Source organism: Thermodesulfovibrionales bacterium (assembly GCA_035686305.1).
Lineage (GTDB): Bacteria > Nitrospirota > Thermodesulfovibrionia > Thermodesulfovibrionales > UBA9159 > DASRZP01.
On sequence record DASRZP010000005.1, the window covers coordinates 1 to 15,050 of the forward strand.

Consider the following 15,050-nt stretch of genomic DNA (forward strand, 5'->3'; position numbering starts at 1 on the left):
CATCTCTCCTGCCCTCTTTCTCACTCTCGTCGTCATATCGGTCGTAATCATGCCCGGCAGAATGGCATTCACCTGTATCCCCTTTCCGGAGAGCTCTACAGCACAGGCACGGGTGAATGCGATGAGCCCCCCCTTTGCAGCCGCGGAGGTTGTCTGCCCCCTCCCTCCCTTGATTGCGCTGATGGAGGCAATATTGATGACCTTCCCTGAGTGGGTGGAGAGCATCATCTCTGCAGCATGCCGGGTGCAGAGAAATGCCCCTCTCAGGTTGAGATTGACGACCTTGTCCCATTCGGTCAGCGTCATGCTTAAGAGGAGGTTGTCCTTTATCATGCCTGCATTGTTCACGAGTATGTCCAGCCTGCCGTAGTCTTTCCTGATCCATGCAAACAACCTCTCGATCTCTTCCGGAAGACCGATGTCAGCCTGGAATATTTCGGCATCTCCCCCTGAGCGCATAACCTGATCCTTCACTTTTTCGGCCTCTCCGTGAGACCTGTTGTAATTAATGATGACACGCGCTCCTGCCTCTGCGAGGCAGACGCTCGTCTCCCTTCCTATTCCCCGGGACCCTCCGGTAACGAGGGCTACCTTATTACTCAAGTCTATCTTCATCACCGCTCCTCACCGGTATTTTTTCACCACGACCGATGCATTCTGACCGCCGAACCCAAAGGAGTTGGATATGGCGGCCTTGACGGTCTGTGTCCTCATGACGCCGGGAACGTAATCGAGATCGCACTTGGGATCGGGCTGAGAGAGGTTTATTGTGGGATGGATCGCGTCTCGCTGCACACTGAGCACGGTAAAGACGAATTCAGGGGCGCCCGAGGCTGCCAGGGTGTGGCCTATCATGGACTTGCTTGAACTGATCGGAATCCGGTACGCGCGCTTCTCTCCAAAGACCTCCTTGACGGCCAGGGTTTCGACCACGTCGTTCAGTTTTGTGCTTGTTCCATGGGCATTGATGTAGTCGATCTCATCCGTACCGAGGCCCGCGTCATCAAGGGAGGCCCGCATTGACTGCACGGCTCCCCGTCCTTCAGGATGGGGCCGGGTGAGCTGGTATGCATCGAGGGAGGCCCCGTATCCTGCGACTTCAGCATAGATCCGCGCCCCTCTCTGAAGGGCGTGTGATTCCTCCTCAAGGACCGCAACCGCTGCCCCGTCCGCCATGACCAGTCCCGACCGCCTCCTGTCAAAGGGCCTGCAGAGGGTTCGGGGCTCTTCGTGAGAGGTTGATGCAGCATTCAGGAGCACAAAGAAGATGAGGCCCACAGGATTGGTCATCGTGTCGGAGCCGCCCACTGCCATCACATCGGCCTCTCCCCGCTGAATCGCCCGGTACCCTATGCCTATGGCCTGAGTGGCAGAAGCACAGGCTGCAGTCACCGTGGCATTCATTCCCAGGAGCCCGAACTTCTTGGCGATGAGCGACGAAGGCCTGTGAGAAAGGTTCCTCATAATTGACTCCCTGTGCACCTCTGAAAACTCTTTGCCGAAGCGGATCATATCGAAGGTACGGTCCTTGTTGATCCACCGGGCGATATCCTCTAAACGGTTAATCCCTATTCCCGATGCAAGGGCGACAGCGTATCGTTCTCGGTCGCCATACTCCATAGGAAGGGCAGCGTCCCTCAAAGCCTGCTGCGCAGCCCAGAGGGCGATGAGCGTCTTCTTCTCTCCTTCCGTCTTCCCTTCTTCCCTGAATTCCCTGACGATGGCCTCCATGTCCTCTTCACGCATCGCACCGGCAGCCTGGATGGGTGAGCTGTCGGAAAAAGGGCAGTCAAGCTTCCGTATGCCCGACTCGCCCTTCAGGACGCTCTGCCAGTTCTCTTCCACAGAGAGGCCGAGGCACGTTGCCAGTCCTAGGCCTGTAATGACGACTCGCCGTTTCTTCATCTCGCTGCACCGTTCATCGTTCCGCTTCGCTCAGGCCGCTGTAATATCCGAAGAGTCTCCGCAGGTCTTCGGGATTGACCCCGGAGAGATGGCCATAAATGATGCGGTTGACATGGGCTATCTCTCTCCCGCCGACAGACATGCTAACCCTTCCCAGGGAGTCCCTCTTCGACGTCGAGATGAGCTCGGCATGGATCTCTGCGCTGAATCCGGGCCTCAGGTCTGGTGCCACGACGGCTTCCTCGGCAAGGGCCAGGAACGTGGAGAGCTTGAAATCATAGGAATAGATGATGAGCCAGCCGAGGAGTTGGGCCATGGCCTCGATCAGGAGCACTGCGGGTACGATGGCCTTCTTCTGATAATGCCCTCTCAGGAATTCCTCGGTAAGGGAAAAGGTCTTCACCCCTGTTATGGATGCCCCTTTCTCGATCTGAATCACCGAATCATACATGAGGAATCGCATAATGCTATCTACCTGCTGGTACTTTCGATGACAAGCGATGCAGCCTGACCCTCGGTACTCTGGCAGTTGATGAGAATCCTCCTTATATCGCATCTCCGGGGCTCGCCGGTGACAAGGCTAAACCGTATCGCGGGATCGGGATTACGGGTATTGAGCGTCATCGGTATGATGCCGTACCCGAGGATCGATATGCCCAGGACAAGATCAACGAGAGGAGCGGCCGCGAGGAGATGCCCGACCGCGGCCTTTGAAGAGAAGACATGAACACGCTCAGGAGATTGAGAGAAGACCTCATGGATTGCCTCGATCTCGTTCCCGTCGCCCTTCGGTGTCCCCTCGCCATGGGAAATGATGAGGTCGATGTCGGAGGGACCGATCTCCGCACGGCTGAGGGCCTTCTTCATCGAGGCTCCAAGGGCCTTTACCGTGGGCCCGGGGAGATGCGCCTCAGCCTCACAGGCGCTTCCATAGCCCGTTATCACGGCGAGGGGGATGATGCCCCTCTTCTCCGCGGTCGAAGCCTTCTCGATCACCACGACTCCGCATCCCTCACCGAGGACCGTTCCTTTCCGATTCGCATCAAAAGGCTTCACGCAATCCTCCGCGGATCCGGCGCTCCTGTTGAGAATGCCTGAGAGGTGGCCGCGCGCAAGACTGAAGGGCGTTATTGTCTCACTCACACCGGCCGCGAGGGCAGCGATGCATTTCCCGTCCTCAACGGACTTCATCGCCTCTGAAACAGCCTGGGCGCCCGAGTCTGCATGGGGGGAAAGGACCGTGTTCTCTCCCTGAATGTCAAGGTCTATAGCCACCTGACAGAAACTGATGTTATTGAGCATCGAGAGCGGCCAAAGGGGATGGATCTCCCTATACCCCTCGGCATAAAAGGCGGCATAGTCGATGGTTCCCCGGCCATCGAGGGACTTCATGACAGCGGGAAGGAGATCGTCTACGCTGTAATCAACCATCCCCATGCCAGCAAAAAAAGCGATCGATTCCCTCGGGATCTGAGCCCCGTCAAGACCGGACGCGAAAAAGGCATCACGTGTTGCCTTCATAAGCATGGAGGAATGGGTCTTCATGATCCGCGTCTCCCTGGGATCGACTCCCAGGGACTGCTGGAGATCCCGTACCTGAGCGGCGACGGAGCAATCAAAGCCACGGGCATCAAAACCGTCCACGGGCCTGATTCCCGAGCTTCCGGAAATGATCGCATCCCATACAGACGGCAGACTGTTGCCGAGGGAACAGACGATGCCTGCCCCTGTGATCACGACGCGGTCATGGGGCATGGCTGTCCAGGCAAAGAGAAGGTCCGTCGTCTCGGTCATCATACCTGCCGATACAGAGACAGGCATTCTGCCCTCCAAACCCGAAAGAATTGGACAGTGCCCTGCCGTGCTTCTTTCTTCGCGCCTCGTTCGGTACATAATCGAGGTCACATTTCGGATCGGGAAACTCGTAGTTAATCGTCGGAAGGATGATCGAACGATTCATGCCCACAAGCGTCAGTATGGCCTCGATCGCCCCGGCAGCACCTATGGTGTGGCCGAGCATGGACTTGTTGCTGCTCACAGGAATCTCCCGCGCCCGTTCTCCGAAGACCTCCTTTATCGCGGTCGTCTCGGTAGGATCGTTTTGCGCCGTGGAAGTCCCGTGGGCATTGATGTAGTCAATGTCCGCAGAAGAGAGCGAAGCGTCCTCTATAGCACCCCTCATCGCCAGCACGGCGCCGAGCCCCTTGGGATGGGTGTCAGTGATGCGATAGGCGTCGGCTGAGACCCCATATCCGAGCACTTCGCCGAGTATGGGAATCCCCCGCGATCTAGCGTGCTCAAGATCCTCCAGGATAACCGCTCCGGCTCCCTCCGACATGACAAAGCCGCTCCGCTTCCTGTCAAAGGGTCGTGACGCCTTCTGGGGGGTACTGTATTTCTCAGCCAGGGCCTTGATAAGGACGAAGCCGACAAAGCCGACGAAATTCAATTGGGAATCACATCCTCCTGCAATCATCACATCGGCCCTGCCGTCACGAATGATCCGGAAGGACTCACCGATGGCCTGAGAACCTGCAGCACAGGCCGATGCGATAGAGAGCGCCGGTCCCGCACACCGAAAAAGTCTCGACAGGATCGCACCGCCAACGTCAGGTTTTCTCCGGAGAAAGTTTAGATGTGAGTATCCTTCAAGGGAGAGGAGTCCGCGACTATCCCATCCTTTTCCGTCATAATACCTGTGGAGCAAGACAAGGTCTTCGACCGAAGGATTGTCTCCGTGAAAACCGAGAACACAGCCGATTCTCTCCCTCTTCACGACATGGTCCAGACCTGCCTGACCCGCAGCCTCGCGGGTCGCTTTTGCCATCAGCCTGAGGCCACGGGAAGAGAAGGCAAGAAGCCTGAGAGACTTCTCGTCCTCCTCCTTCTCAAGCCATTGGTCATTAACCTCTCCGCCTATCCTGCAGGGAAGGCCCGAGGTATCGAACCTCGACAGATAATCAATTCCCGATTTCCCTTGAGAGGCCTTCTCAAAGGTATCCTCGGTATTCTTTCCCAGAGGCGTCACCATACCATATCCGGTAATGACGACCCTCCGTCTGGAAGATGATGTCAGCATGACACGCCTGTGAACAATACCCCGCTCAGAAGAGCTTTTTCTCTTCCTGAACCTTGCTAAGCCAGGCCTTCATGAGATCGTCGCCGTTGTCAAAGGTTGCGTTTGCGCCGCAGGAGCCGCAGACGATGCGGACACCGTTTTCCGTCTTCCAGGCTGAGTTGCCGCAGGCCGCGCATGCTCCGGGAAGGCTGTCGAGGATATCCATGACTCCCATGGTCATGGTCTTCACCGTAACGAGGGTAGGCACCTCGTCCATATCCATTCCCGCATGGATTTCAGCAGGAAGGTCTCCTCCCGCCCTGATCTTCAGGAGTTCAACGGCCTTGTCCGTCAATTGGCCGTTCTCATCGATTGCCGAGCCCTCACCGAACATCTCTTCCACATGTTCGAGGACAAAATGGCGAGCCATCTTGATCCCGAAGGTCTGCTCCAAACGGTACGTTATGTCGAGAAAGTCCAGGGACTCTGCTCCCAGGTCCTTCATGAGTGAGTCCTCAGGCCCGATTGAGGCCTTATCCCTGTTGAGGGTCTCAGCGACCCCTTTCTTTACCTCTTCAAGAACCGTTTCTTCCGAAATGAACTTCTCTTTCATACAAGAGTCCTCCGCTTTGTGCTACTGATTTTCTCTCTGTCTTACCGTTACCGGTCTGTGGAGCCTGTTGCTGAGCCCCCGGTCAACAACAATCGTCTGGCCACATAGCCCTCTGCTTGCCGGGCCGCAGAGAAAGAGCGCAGCATCAGCTATCTCATCGGGCTCAACAAAAAGTTCATCAGGTATCTGTGCAACCTCGTCCCAGAGCCGCCTCAGTATCTTGAAGGAGTCTGTCTTGACGATTCCGCCGCAGACCCCATTGACCGATATCTTCCTGTCGCTCAGGCTCTCGGCGAGGTCCCTCACAGCCGCCTCCATTGCAGCCTTCATCGTTCCCAGAGGATAGGAAGTGTTGTAAAAGCGGCTTCCGAGGCTCGATATGAAAACGATTTTCCCCCCTCCTCTCTTCTCGAAAAGGGGAAGGGCCTCCTGAACGCAGAAGATGTTCCCTAGAAAATTTGTCTCCACGAGTTGACGAAGCTCCCGTTCAAAGAGCTGTTCCAAGGGCTTAAAGGGCGCCTTTGCAGCGTTGAGTACAAGAAAATCCAGGCGGCCGCACCGCTCCCTGATCTCGCTGAACAGGTGATTCACCGACGCCTTCACCGCTATGTCGGCCTGGATGAGGTATGCACGTCGCCCCATCTCTTCTATCTGCTTCGACAGCATCGCACCCTGCTCCTCGGACTTCCCTCCCGACTTCCTGTAGTTGATGACCACATCGGCGCCGGAACGTGCAAAGGCGAGGGCCAAAGCGTGCCCGATACCGCGGGAGCTTCCCGTTACTAAAGCGATCGTGCCTCTGAAATCATGCATCTCCATACCTATGGCAAACCTGAAATGAACCTCCGGATATGAGGAGGCCCATGATTGAAAGACACCGTTTAAACTCTTCTGTCATGGCAGAAGGCGCCGGGATTTCTGTTCTCGACAGACGTCGCGAAGTCGAATCTCCGCCTTTCAGGGGTGCTCTTCGAGAGAAGCAGCACGTCAGGTGGCGGAGGGGGTGAGATTCGAACTCACGGTAGAGTCACCCCTACAACGATTTTCAAGACCGTCGCCTTCAACCGCTCGGCCACCCCTCCTTCTGCCACGCCGCTATTATACCAGAGGAGCGAAAAGAAAGAGAAATCATCGCCGAACAAGGCTTGGCATCGAGGAGGGTAGTCTCATCGACAAAATCCTCGATGCTCCTATGGAGAAGGTCGAGTTGAAATAGAGGGCTTTTTTGTAGTATCATCCCTGTATGCCGAAGTGGTGGAACCTGGTAGACACGCACGTTTGAGGGGCGTGTGGGGCAACCCATGCGGGTTCGAGTCCCGCCTTCGGCACCAAAATTATAAATAATATTAAATAGATATCCTTCCTATTTTGGTTTACAAAATTCACTTCAAAACGCCTTCAACAGCAGAGATGCAACATTGGCATCGGAGAATTCGGGGCCGAACTGAAATTCACATGCAGTGCAGTTACGGTATTCCCAAATCGAGCGATAAGGGCATTCAGGCAGATAGATGGGCCAGATAAATGTCCCTCTGTGATTGTCCCAATCTGGGGTTGGATTTTTATCTCCTCACGCTCGTCACAATCAGCAGCAGCACTAAACCGTCTGCAAGGACTATGAGATTCAGCACCGCGCTCACGGCATGGAGGCGGCTAAACTGTACTCTGGCAGGCGCGTCGGGAGGACGGGCCTCGAAGGAATGGATCTCTTCCTTCACCTTCTTGATTTCTGGGTGCAATCTGAAGGAGACGAAAAGGTTGATAAGGATTGCTACGACAATGAGAAAGAGCGATAGCCTATGGCCCGCCGCTGAAGGGGGGAATCCCGTAAGGAGAAAAAAGACCAAGGCAGCCACGGAAAAAATAATATTCTCAAGAAAGTAGCCGGGGAAGAGCTTGCCTACAATCTCCCCGGCCATATCCCGCCCGAAGGACCTGAATATGGCCGGGGTAATGATAAAGGTGAAGATGGACATTCCGCCTATCCAGAGGCTGAGGACAAGATTATAGAGGAAATTCCATAGGGTGTTCATAGGACCTCCTTGGCCTGTAATATGGGTTAGAACACAATGCGAAAGAGCCTCCCTGCAGTCTCTCAAGACAGAAGAGGCTCATTCCGGGGGAACGAGCCTCTTCTGGAGAAATCCCTGACTTCTCAGTGTTCTATTTCTATTCCTTCCGTATCTTCCCGCACCGAGATCGCTATCTTGTAAAGGGCGGTAAGAACGAGAAACCCGATCGACCAGATACCGAGGGCAATCATCGTTTCAGGTACGGTTGGCCAGTATTCTGTTATCTTCTCGAAGGGGTTGGGAATGAATCCGCCAACAACAAGGCCGAAACCCTTATCGATCCAGAGAGCGATAAAAAGAGATGCACATGCCACCGCCAGTTTGTTCTCATCCCTGCGGGTGATGGGGTTGATGAGGATGACGAGAGATACGACAGCAAGGATGTTTGATACCCACATGAGGGGAACGAGTTTGGCATGGCCTTCAAGTCCTACATAGAGATACTTGAAGGAATTCATGTGCCCCGGGATGCTGCTATAGAAGGCCGTAAAGAATTCGAGGCCGAGGAAGAAGACGTTTGCGACCATTGCATAGGTAACGATCTTCGAGAGGGCCTGGATCTGCTCCCTGCCGGGATCGAATTTCGTGAGCCTTCTCACGATGAGGGCAAGGATAATGAGAAGAGCAGGACCACCGGCAAAGGCAGAAGAGAGGAAACGGGCAGCCATGATGGCTGAAAGCCAGAAATGTCTTCCCGGAAGTCCAGCGTAAAGAAAGGCTGTGACGGTGTGAATACTGATCGCCCAGGGGATAGAAAGATAGATGAGGGGTTTCACCCATGCAGGCGGCGCCACCGCCTTGCGGTCCGCGCCGAGGGTGGTCCAGCCGATGATGAGGTTCAGCGTCAGATACCCGATGAGCACAAGGGCATCCCAGAACATCACTGAATTGGGAGTGGGATGGAGCACGACGTTATAGATGCGGATTGGCTGGCCCATATCAACAAAGATAAAGAGGACGCACATGGTCACTGCAGAGACAGCCAGAAATTCTCCGAGGATGACGATCTTCCCGAATTTCTTGAAGTCGTGGAGATAATAGGGGATGACAAGCATCACCGCGGATGCGGCTACGCCGACAAGAAAGGTGAACTGTCCTATGTAAAGGCCCCATGACACATCCCTGCTCAGGCCTGTCACTCCCAGACCATTCTTAAACTGATAGATATAGGCAATGAAACCCGCTCCGATAATGGCGAGCAGGAAGAGCATCCATGTCCAGTATCTTCGGCTTCCGACGAGCGCCTTTTCAAGCATTCTCATTCCCTCCTATGATGTAGTAGACACTCGGCTGAGTCCCGAGTTCAGGTTTGCGCCGAATCGTAAAGTGCGCGCTGAGGACCTTCCTGACCTCCGAGTTCGGGTCGTCGAGATCGCCGAAGATCAGTGCGCCGTTCGACTCCTCGACGCAGGCAGGTCTCAGCCCCTTGACAAGCCTCTCGAAGCAGAAGGTGCACTTTTCGACAACGCCGATCGTCCTCGTAGGATACTCAGGATTCTGCTCCTTGATAAAGGGCCTCGGGTCCCGGTAATTGAAGCTCCGTGCGCCGAAGGGACAGGCAGCCATGCAGAACCTGCACCCGATGCAGCGATGCTGGTCCATCATCACAATTCCGTCTTTTCTCTTGAATGTGGCCTTTGTGGGGCAGACCCTCACGCAGGGCGGATTATCACAATGATTGCAGAGCAGGAGGAAGGGTTTGTGCTTGAGTTCCTCTTCAATATACTCACTCTCCTGACTCGGAAAGGTGTGCTCGAAGGTGTCGGTCCATATCCACTTGACCTCATCCTTTGGGTTCCCGAAATCAGGGACATTATGGATGCGATGGCAAGCACTCGTGACTCTCCGGTAGTCTTCTTCTGTCTTGAGCTTCCTCATGTCAATGACCATGGCCCATCTCTTCGCCGTGAGGGCCTTCTCATCGACAAGCACATGGGAGGCCTCGACTTCGTTTGAATGGAGCCTGAGCGCTGCGCCTCCAAGCCCGAGGACCGTCGACATTCCCGCTATCTTTAAGAATTCTCTCCTGTTCATGACGTCTTCTCCTTAGGTGCGATATGGCAGTCCCAGCAATAAGGCTTCACAGCCATATAGGTGTGGCATGAGTCGCAGAACTCTTTCTTGTTCGAGTGGCAATGCATGCAGGTGTTCTGAAGACTGATCGTAAACTTCTTCCCTTCAGAATTCACATAGAGCCTCTGGCCGTCGCGCACGGCAAAGTCTCTCCAGTTATTCAAGAGCTTCATATGCTCGGCCCTCATGAATGCCTTCGGCTCCACGCATTCCTTCTTCCCGTATTCCTTTTCCCATTGGAGGATGGCCGGCGTATCGGTCTTCGGCTCGGGTCTTGGATTGGCCCTTCCCATATTGTAGAAAAATGGGAACGTCATAAACGCCGCGAAGATGAGCAGCCCGATAAAGATCTTGCCGCCATTGTATATCTTCATTACTCCTTCCCCTCCTTTCCCGGAAGCGGTTCGAGGCGAAGGTCCTGTGTCCTCTCCGTCTCTCCCTTCATCACAAGGGCGTTACCGACCAGCTCGTGAAGACCTGCCACTGCCACGCCAGGCACCCAGTAGTCCATCAAGGTCGAAAGGGTGGCGCGGTCGATGGCGCAGATATTGGCGAGCATATTCACCCCATGCCGCTCCTTGACAAAGGTGACGGCATTGGCCCTGGGGAACCCTCCCCTCATCCTCAGCTCCATATTCTCAGAGGCGTTGAGACCGGTGCCGCTGCCGCAGCAGAAGGTCTTTTCCCTGATCGTATCCTCGGGCATCTCATAGAAATGGTTGCAGACGCTCTTGAGCACGTACCGGGGCTCCTCAAAGAACCCCATTCCCCGTGCTGTGTTGCAAGAGTCATGGTACGTCGCCTTGAGGTGGTCATTGCGGCTCGGATCGAGTTTGAGTTTGCCGTTCTTGATCAGATCCGCAGTGAACTCAGCGATATGGACCATTTTCGTCGAGCGTGCATTCTCAAAGACCGTCCCTGTGATGGGCGATTTCGGAATCTCGAGGAAATCAGCCGGACCGTTCCAGGTATCCATATATTGATTGATGACCCTCCACATATGGCCACATTCGCCTCCGAGGATCCACTTCACTCCCAGTCTCTTGGCTTCGGCATAGATCTTTGAGTTCAGCCGTTTCGCCATTTCATTCGTCGTGAAGAACCCGAAGTTTCCGCCCTCAGAGGCATAGGTGCTCCAGGTGTAGTCGAGCCCGAGTTCATGGAAGAGCATGAGATATCCCATCGCCGTATAGGTCCCGGGGTTGGCGAAGAGGTCGCCCGAAGGCGTTACGAAGAGGATCTCGGCGCCCTTCCTGTTAAAGGTGGGGGTTATCCTGATCCCGGTGATCGTCTCGATATCATCGAGGAAGAAGTCGATACTTGAGGTGATGGTATGGGGCTCAAGGCCGAGGTGGTTTCCCTTCATGTAACAGTTCGCCACCGGCCCGCCTATCCAGCCAAGTTGTAGTCCGAGGAGATTGAGCAGCTCCCTGCCCATCATCGTGATCTCGGCCTGGTCTATGCCATAAGGACAGAAGACCGAGCAGCGCCGGCATTCGGTGCATTGATAGAAGTAATACCACCATTCCTTGATCACTTCAGGGGCGAGTTCCCTCGCGCCTGCGATCTTCCTCAGGATCTTTCCTGCAACGGTGAAGTTCCCCCTGTATACCGACCTGAGGAGCTCGGCCCTGAGCACAGGCATATTCTTCGGGTCACCGGATCCGATAAAGAAGTGGCACTTGTCAGCGCACGCTCCGCATCTTACGCAGATATCCATAAAGACCTGGAAGGAACGGTACTTTCCGAGAAGGTTCTTCATTCCTTCGAGGACGGTCTTCTCCCAGTTTTCGGGAAGCTTCCAGTCTTCTTCGCTCGGCCTCCATTCCCTCGCATTGGGAAAGCCCACGGTCTCAAGCTCCTTCGGCTTTGCTCCATGACAGAACATGTGCTCCCTGATTCCGACAGGAGTATCTATCCATTCGGTCTTGGGCGGGGTGTAATTTATGTTCGCCAGGTCATTCGGTTTTGCAGTAAATTTCGCCATAGCTACTCCTTTTCTACTGGAATTCCAGCGGCCTTCATTTTATCCCTGAAATCATTCTCGTATTCTTCGTAAGTATGGACCTTGACAGGGTAGTTCCATGGGTTGATGTGCCTCACCATCCTGCTGTTGTTCGGCATGTTCCTCGTGGGGCTGAGAAAGACCCCTGCCATGTGCACCAGTTTGCTGAAGGGGAAGTAGGCGAAAAGGATACTGATGAGAAAGAGATGGACATAAAAGATGGCTCCGATCCCCCGCGGTATTGCCGGGTTAAGGCTGATGAGTCCCATCGTCAACTCCTTCACACCCGCGACATTGACTTTGAAGAAATATCTCATGAGAACACCTGATAGTGCGATGCCGAGAATCAGGAAGAGGGGGAAATAATCCGCGGGAAGGGAGATGTACCGTATCTGGGGAAGATATACTCTCCTGATTAAGAGGTATGTTACGGCCAGGAGGATGATTGCGTCTGTCATATAAAACAGAGGCGCCCCTATCTGGAAAAAGGAGTCAAGCGCCTCTACCAGCCGGATAGGGAAAGGCACCTGCTGAACAAAAAACCTCAGGTGTCTGATGAGGATAAGAAGAAATGACCAGTGAAAAGCGAGTCCCGCAAGCCAGAGCCACTTCTCTGATCCATAGGAAAGCTGCGGGCCGTCCCTTAATTCGGTCTTGAGGTTCCTGAAGAGGGAACGGAAAACAAGGACTTCGAGGGCCATTCTGCCGATAACACCCGGGGTGGTGGATGGGTTTTCGAGTTTATCCTGTTTGATCCAGGGGAAGGATTTCTGCTGTCCACAGGTAGTGGGGATGCAGAAGGGCACCGGCGCACTCGCCCATTTTAAGACACGGTAGATAATACCGACCGTGAAGATGGCAAAGGCTGCATAGGGGATGATGACACCGAAGAGAAAATGCAGGTTCGCCCCTTGGACCCCGACAAAGACGAGCAAAACAAGCACGAGTACCGAAAAGAAGGGAAGCAGTATTTTCATTGGTTACCTCTTTCCTGGGTTACGTTGTCACTAAAAACTCCGTCCTGCCGGACAGGTTCTTGCGCAGCCACGCAAGTCTCATCTGCTCTCTACAGGTCTCAAGCCCCATTGCTTCAGTTCCTTTACCCTGAGATCATAGATCTTCTCCCTGCATTTCATGTAAAGATCAAAGGACAGGAGGGCCATGGCGTCGATTCCTGACTCGAATGCCGATAATTCGTCATAAAGCCTCTCTTCCCTGATCTCCTTCTTGAGGTCTTCCCTGATCACGTTCTTGAGGCTGAAGATGAAGGCTACGGCCTGGGATGGGGGAATTTCCTGAACTGCATTGATCCTGATGATCGTGTCGAGGATGGATGAGAGCTTTTCATGATCGCCCCCGCCCGAGAGGAGCTCATCGAAGAGACCCTCTATGCCCTTCGAGAGCGTGTGCCCGAGGGGGTTCCTGAACCTGCTCTCCCGGTTTCTCAGAAAAGGAGAGGTATCCTGAGGAAAGACCTCGATGGTCTTTTCGAACCATTTCGCTACGATGGCTGATCGTCTTTCCGACAGGAACTTCTCAAGACTCACATTCATTACTCCTTCTCTCATAGAGCGAAATGAAGGACTTGCAACGATTCCCGAAGGGCATATGGCATAACACAATCCGCTTCACTCGCAATGACCGAGGGACATTCCGGATGTCATTGCGAGGAGCGGAAGAGATCAAGCAATCCCCTTCATATCCATAGAGAATTGCTGCAACTCAAAAGTTTTTTCCCGATTCTTCGTCTATACGCAACCTGTCGGTTTCGGGAGTCCGGCAATCTTACAAGCCTGCTTTGCAGGTCCGCCCGGATAGAGTTCATAAAGATATTTCGTGTTCCCTTTCTCAGGACCCATAACCTTGCCGATCTCTTTGACAAGGATCTTGATCATGGGAGCGATCTGATACTTCGCATAATAGTCCCGGAGGAAGTTGACGACCTCCCAGTGAGCCTCGGTCATTTCGATCTCCTCCAGTTTTGCGATGTGTCCGGCGAGGTCCTTGTTCCAGTCGTCGAGGTTTACGAGATACCCGTCATCATCGACTTCGTATTGTTTCCCCTGAAATTCCATGGTAGGCATAACCTAATTCTCCTTTCTGAGCCGTTTTTTCCAAATGGAAGGGATAATCCCTCTTTCCTCCCAGTAATTTTTCGACGTATCCATACAAGCGCATTACCGCATTAGGTATAAACCATAATATATGACTCCTCCGCCGGTCAAATTAAAATAACTTATTGATCAATTTGCCTCATTTATCTATGGTGTCTCGCACTCTTACGAATACCATCTTACCCGAAGAGTCTAGCCGCCGTATCTCTTTTACGGGAGAGAGCTTGTGTGCTCTCGCATCATAATTCAAGACGACCTCCTCATAGGAATCCTCGCTTGCCAGATCGAGTTCTTCCCCATAGGCAAGGGTAAGGGCATCAAGATAGGCCTCTCCCACATTATGCCCCGTCGGGTCGAGGCAATAGACGGCACCGCAACGGCACCGTCCTCCAAGAGATTCCCCTGTGGCCGTCTTGATCCTCTCAGGGGCTTTGAGATATTCACTACAGAAGGGACATTTTGCCGGTTCGGCTTTGTCTTCTCTAACTCTCGGCTTCATCTCGGTCTGGAGCGTCCGCTTCGTTCGAGTATCATAAATCCCCGGTCGCAAAAAGTCAATGAGCGCACGGAAAGCCCGCGGATACGCTCTTCATGATATCTCCAACCGTCTCAGCTCTCAACTCATGGTCCTCATAAATCGTAATGCGCTCCGTATCCGAGATCATACGGGAGATTGCATCCTTTGCACCGCCGAGCTTCATATGGCAAGCAGCGATCGCCGCAAGACATCTTACCTGCGGGTCGTTATGGTTAAGGCACGCCATCGATAGTTCAGCAGCTCCTGTCACATGATGGACAAGGCCGGCTTCGGCAAGTCTGCCCATCGCCCACAATACGCCTTTCAGGAACATCTCTTCCTCATGGAAGGAGAGGATGATGGACGGTATATCCGCAAAGGCCGCAGGGCTGTTCCGAACAATCTCCCCGAGCATCTCCGGCGCGCTCCACCCGATACTGCCCGACTCTTCTCTGACGGACCAGATGAGGCGTTGTACGATATTCCTGACCGCGGAAGGGTCCTCCTCGGCAACCGCTCCTGCCGCCTTTCCCATCGCCTCAATAGCCCTCCAGCATAGAACGTCTTCCTTGTCATAGGCGAGGGATATGAGGATGCTAAGGACTTTCTTGTTCTTCAGGGCAAGCCCTATCACCCCTTCGAAGTCTTTCCTCTTGAGCGCATCTTTAATTTCGTCTTTGAGTAAGGGCACAA

General features: G+C 54.0%; 17 protein-coding genes and 2 tRNA genes. 1 reads left to right on the top strand and 18 read right to left on the bottom strand.

Annotation, left to right across the window (positions count from 1 at the left end; all coding sequences use genetic code 11):
* From VFG09_00375 to VFG09_00410, 8 genes are all read right to left on the bottom strand, one after another.
* Positions 1 to 615 (bottom strand): SDR family NAD(P)-dependent oxidoreductase (locus VFG09_00375; protein ID HET6513594.1); only part of this gene is annotated, 615 nt, incomplete at its 3' end.
* A gap of 9 nt (positions 616 to 624) precedes the next feature.
* Positions 625 to 1,905 carry a beta-ketoacyl-[acyl-carrier-protein] synthase family protein gene (locus tag VFG09_00380; GenBank protein HET6513595.1) on the bottom strand — a complete coding sequence of 427 codons (1,281 nt, stop codon included), beginning with the start codon at positions 1,903 to 1,905 and terminating at the stop codon, positions 625 to 627.
* A 13-nt stretch (positions 1,906 to 1,918) separates the two neighbouring features.
* The gene (locus VFG09_00385; protein HET6513596.1) at positions 1,919 to 2,368 is read right to left on the bottom strand and encodes a hypothetical protein; all 450 of its coding nucleotides are present in this window, start codon (positions 2,366 to 2,368) and stop codon (positions 1,919 to 1,921) included.
* Positions 2,369 to 2,376: 8 nt separating this feature from the next.
* Positions 2,377 to 3,726 (bottom strand): beta-ketoacyl-[acyl-carrier-protein] synthase family protein, encoded by a 1,350-nt coding sequence (locus VFG09_00390; protein HET6513597.1) that lies wholly within the window; start codon positions 3,724 to 3,726, stop codon positions 2,377 to 2,379.
* Positions 3,650 to 4,984 (bottom strand): beta-ketoacyl-[acyl-carrier-protein] synthase family protein, encoded by a 1,335-nt coding sequence (locus tag VFG09_00395; GenBank protein HET6513598.1) that lies wholly within the window; start codon positions 4,982 to 4,984, stop codon positions 3,650 to 3,652. The genes VFG09_00390 and VFG09_00395 overlap by 77 nt, the downstream gene beginning before the upstream one ends.
* A 25-nt stretch (positions 4,985 to 5,009) precedes the next feature.
* Positions 5,010 to 5,576, bottom strand: a complete 567-nt coding sequence (locus tag VFG09_00400) for a phosphopantetheine-binding protein (GenBank protein HET6513599.1) — start codon at positions 5,574 to 5,576, stop codon at positions 5,010 to 5,012.
* 21 nt (positions 5,577 to 5,597) lie between these two features.
* Positions 5,598 to 6,395, bottom strand: coding sequence for an SDR family oxidoreductase (locus tag VFG09_00405; protein ID HET6513600.1), 798 nt, complete (start codon positions 6,393 to 6,395; stop codon positions 5,598 to 5,600).
* Between the two features lie 173 nt (positions 6,396 to 6,568).
* Positions 6,569 to 6,658, bottom strand: a tRNA-Ser gene (locus tag VFG09_00410).
* Positions 6,659 to 6,821: 163 nt separating this feature from the next.
* On the opposite strand from VFG09_00410, the gene VFG09_00415 reads away from it, so the two are divergent.
* Positions 6,822 to 6,907, top strand: a tRNA-Leu gene (locus VFG09_00415).
* 231 nt (positions 6,908 to 7,138) lie between these two features.
* Here VFG09_00415 and VFG09_00420 read toward each other — a convergent pair.
* The 10 genes from VFG09_00420 to VFG09_00465 form a co-directional block, all read right to left on the bottom strand.
* A complete protein-coding gene (locus VFG09_00420; protein ID HET6513601.1) occupies positions 7,139 to 7,609 on the bottom strand; it encodes a DUF4149 domain-containing protein in 471 nt (156 codons plus the stop codon).
* Positions 7,610 to 7,731: 122 nt separating this feature from the next.
* Entirely contained in the window at positions 7,732 to 8,904 is a 1,173-nt protein-coding gene (nrfD, locus tag VFG09_00425; GenBank protein ID HET6513602.1) for an NrfD/PsrC family molybdoenzyme membrane anchor subunit, read from the bottom strand.
* On the bottom strand, positions 8,897 to 9,682 hold the full coding sequence (locus VFG09_00430; protein HET6513603.1) for a 4Fe-4S dicluster domain-containing protein: 786 nt from the start codon (positions 9,680 to 9,682) through the stop codon (positions 8,897 to 8,899). The genes nrfD and VFG09_00430 overlap by 8 nt, the downstream gene beginning before the upstream one ends.
* Positions 9,679 to 10,095 (bottom strand): sulfate reduction electron transfer complex DsrMKJOP subunit DsrJ, encoded by a 417-nt coding sequence (gene dsrJ, locus VFG09_00435; GenBank protein ID HET6513604.1) that lies wholly within the window; start codon positions 10,093 to 10,095, stop codon positions 9,679 to 9,681. The genes VFG09_00430 and dsrJ overlap by 4 nt, the downstream gene beginning before the upstream one ends.
* A complete protein-coding gene (locus VFG09_00440; GenBank protein HET6513605.1) occupies positions 10,095 to 11,708 on the bottom strand; it encodes a (Fe-S)-binding protein in 1,614 nt (537 codons plus the stop codon). The genes dsrJ and VFG09_00440 overlap by 1 nt, the downstream gene beginning before the upstream one ends.
* Positions 11,709 to 11,710: 2 nt before the next feature.
* Positions 11,711 to 12,703 carry a sulfate reduction electron transfer complex DsrMKJOP subunit DsrM gene (gene dsrM / locus VFG09_00445; protein HET6513606.1) on the bottom strand — a complete coding sequence of 331 codons (993 nt, stop codon included), beginning with the start codon at positions 12,701 to 12,703 and terminating at the stop codon, positions 11,711 to 11,713.
* Positions 12,704 to 12,781: 78 nt separating this feature from the next.
* Entirely contained in the window at positions 12,782 to 13,279 is a 498-nt protein-coding gene (locus tag VFG09_00450) for an RsbRD N-terminal domain-containing protein (GenBank protein HET6513607.1), read from the bottom strand.
* 195 nt (positions 13,280 to 13,474) lie between these two features.
* Complete coding sequence (locus VFG09_00455) at positions 13,475 to 13,810, bottom strand: TusE/DsrC/DsvC family sulfur relay protein (protein HET6513608.1); 336 nt, start codon at positions 13,808 to 13,810, stop codon at positions 13,475 to 13,477.
* Between the two features lie 169 nt (positions 13,811 to 13,979).
* Positions 13,980 to 14,339, bottom strand: coding sequence for a hypothetical protein (locus tag VFG09_00460; protein ID HET6513609.1), 360 nt, complete (start codon positions 14,337 to 14,339; stop codon positions 13,980 to 13,982).
* A 55-nt stretch (positions 14,340 to 14,394) separates the two neighbouring features.
* Positions 14,395 to 15,048: a hypothetical protein gene (locus tag VFG09_00465; GenBank protein HET6513610.1), complete on the bottom strand. Its 654-nt coding sequence runs from the start codon at positions 15,046 to 15,048 to the stop codon at positions 14,395 to 14,397.
* Positions 15,049 to 15,050 lie beyond the last annotated feature (2 nt).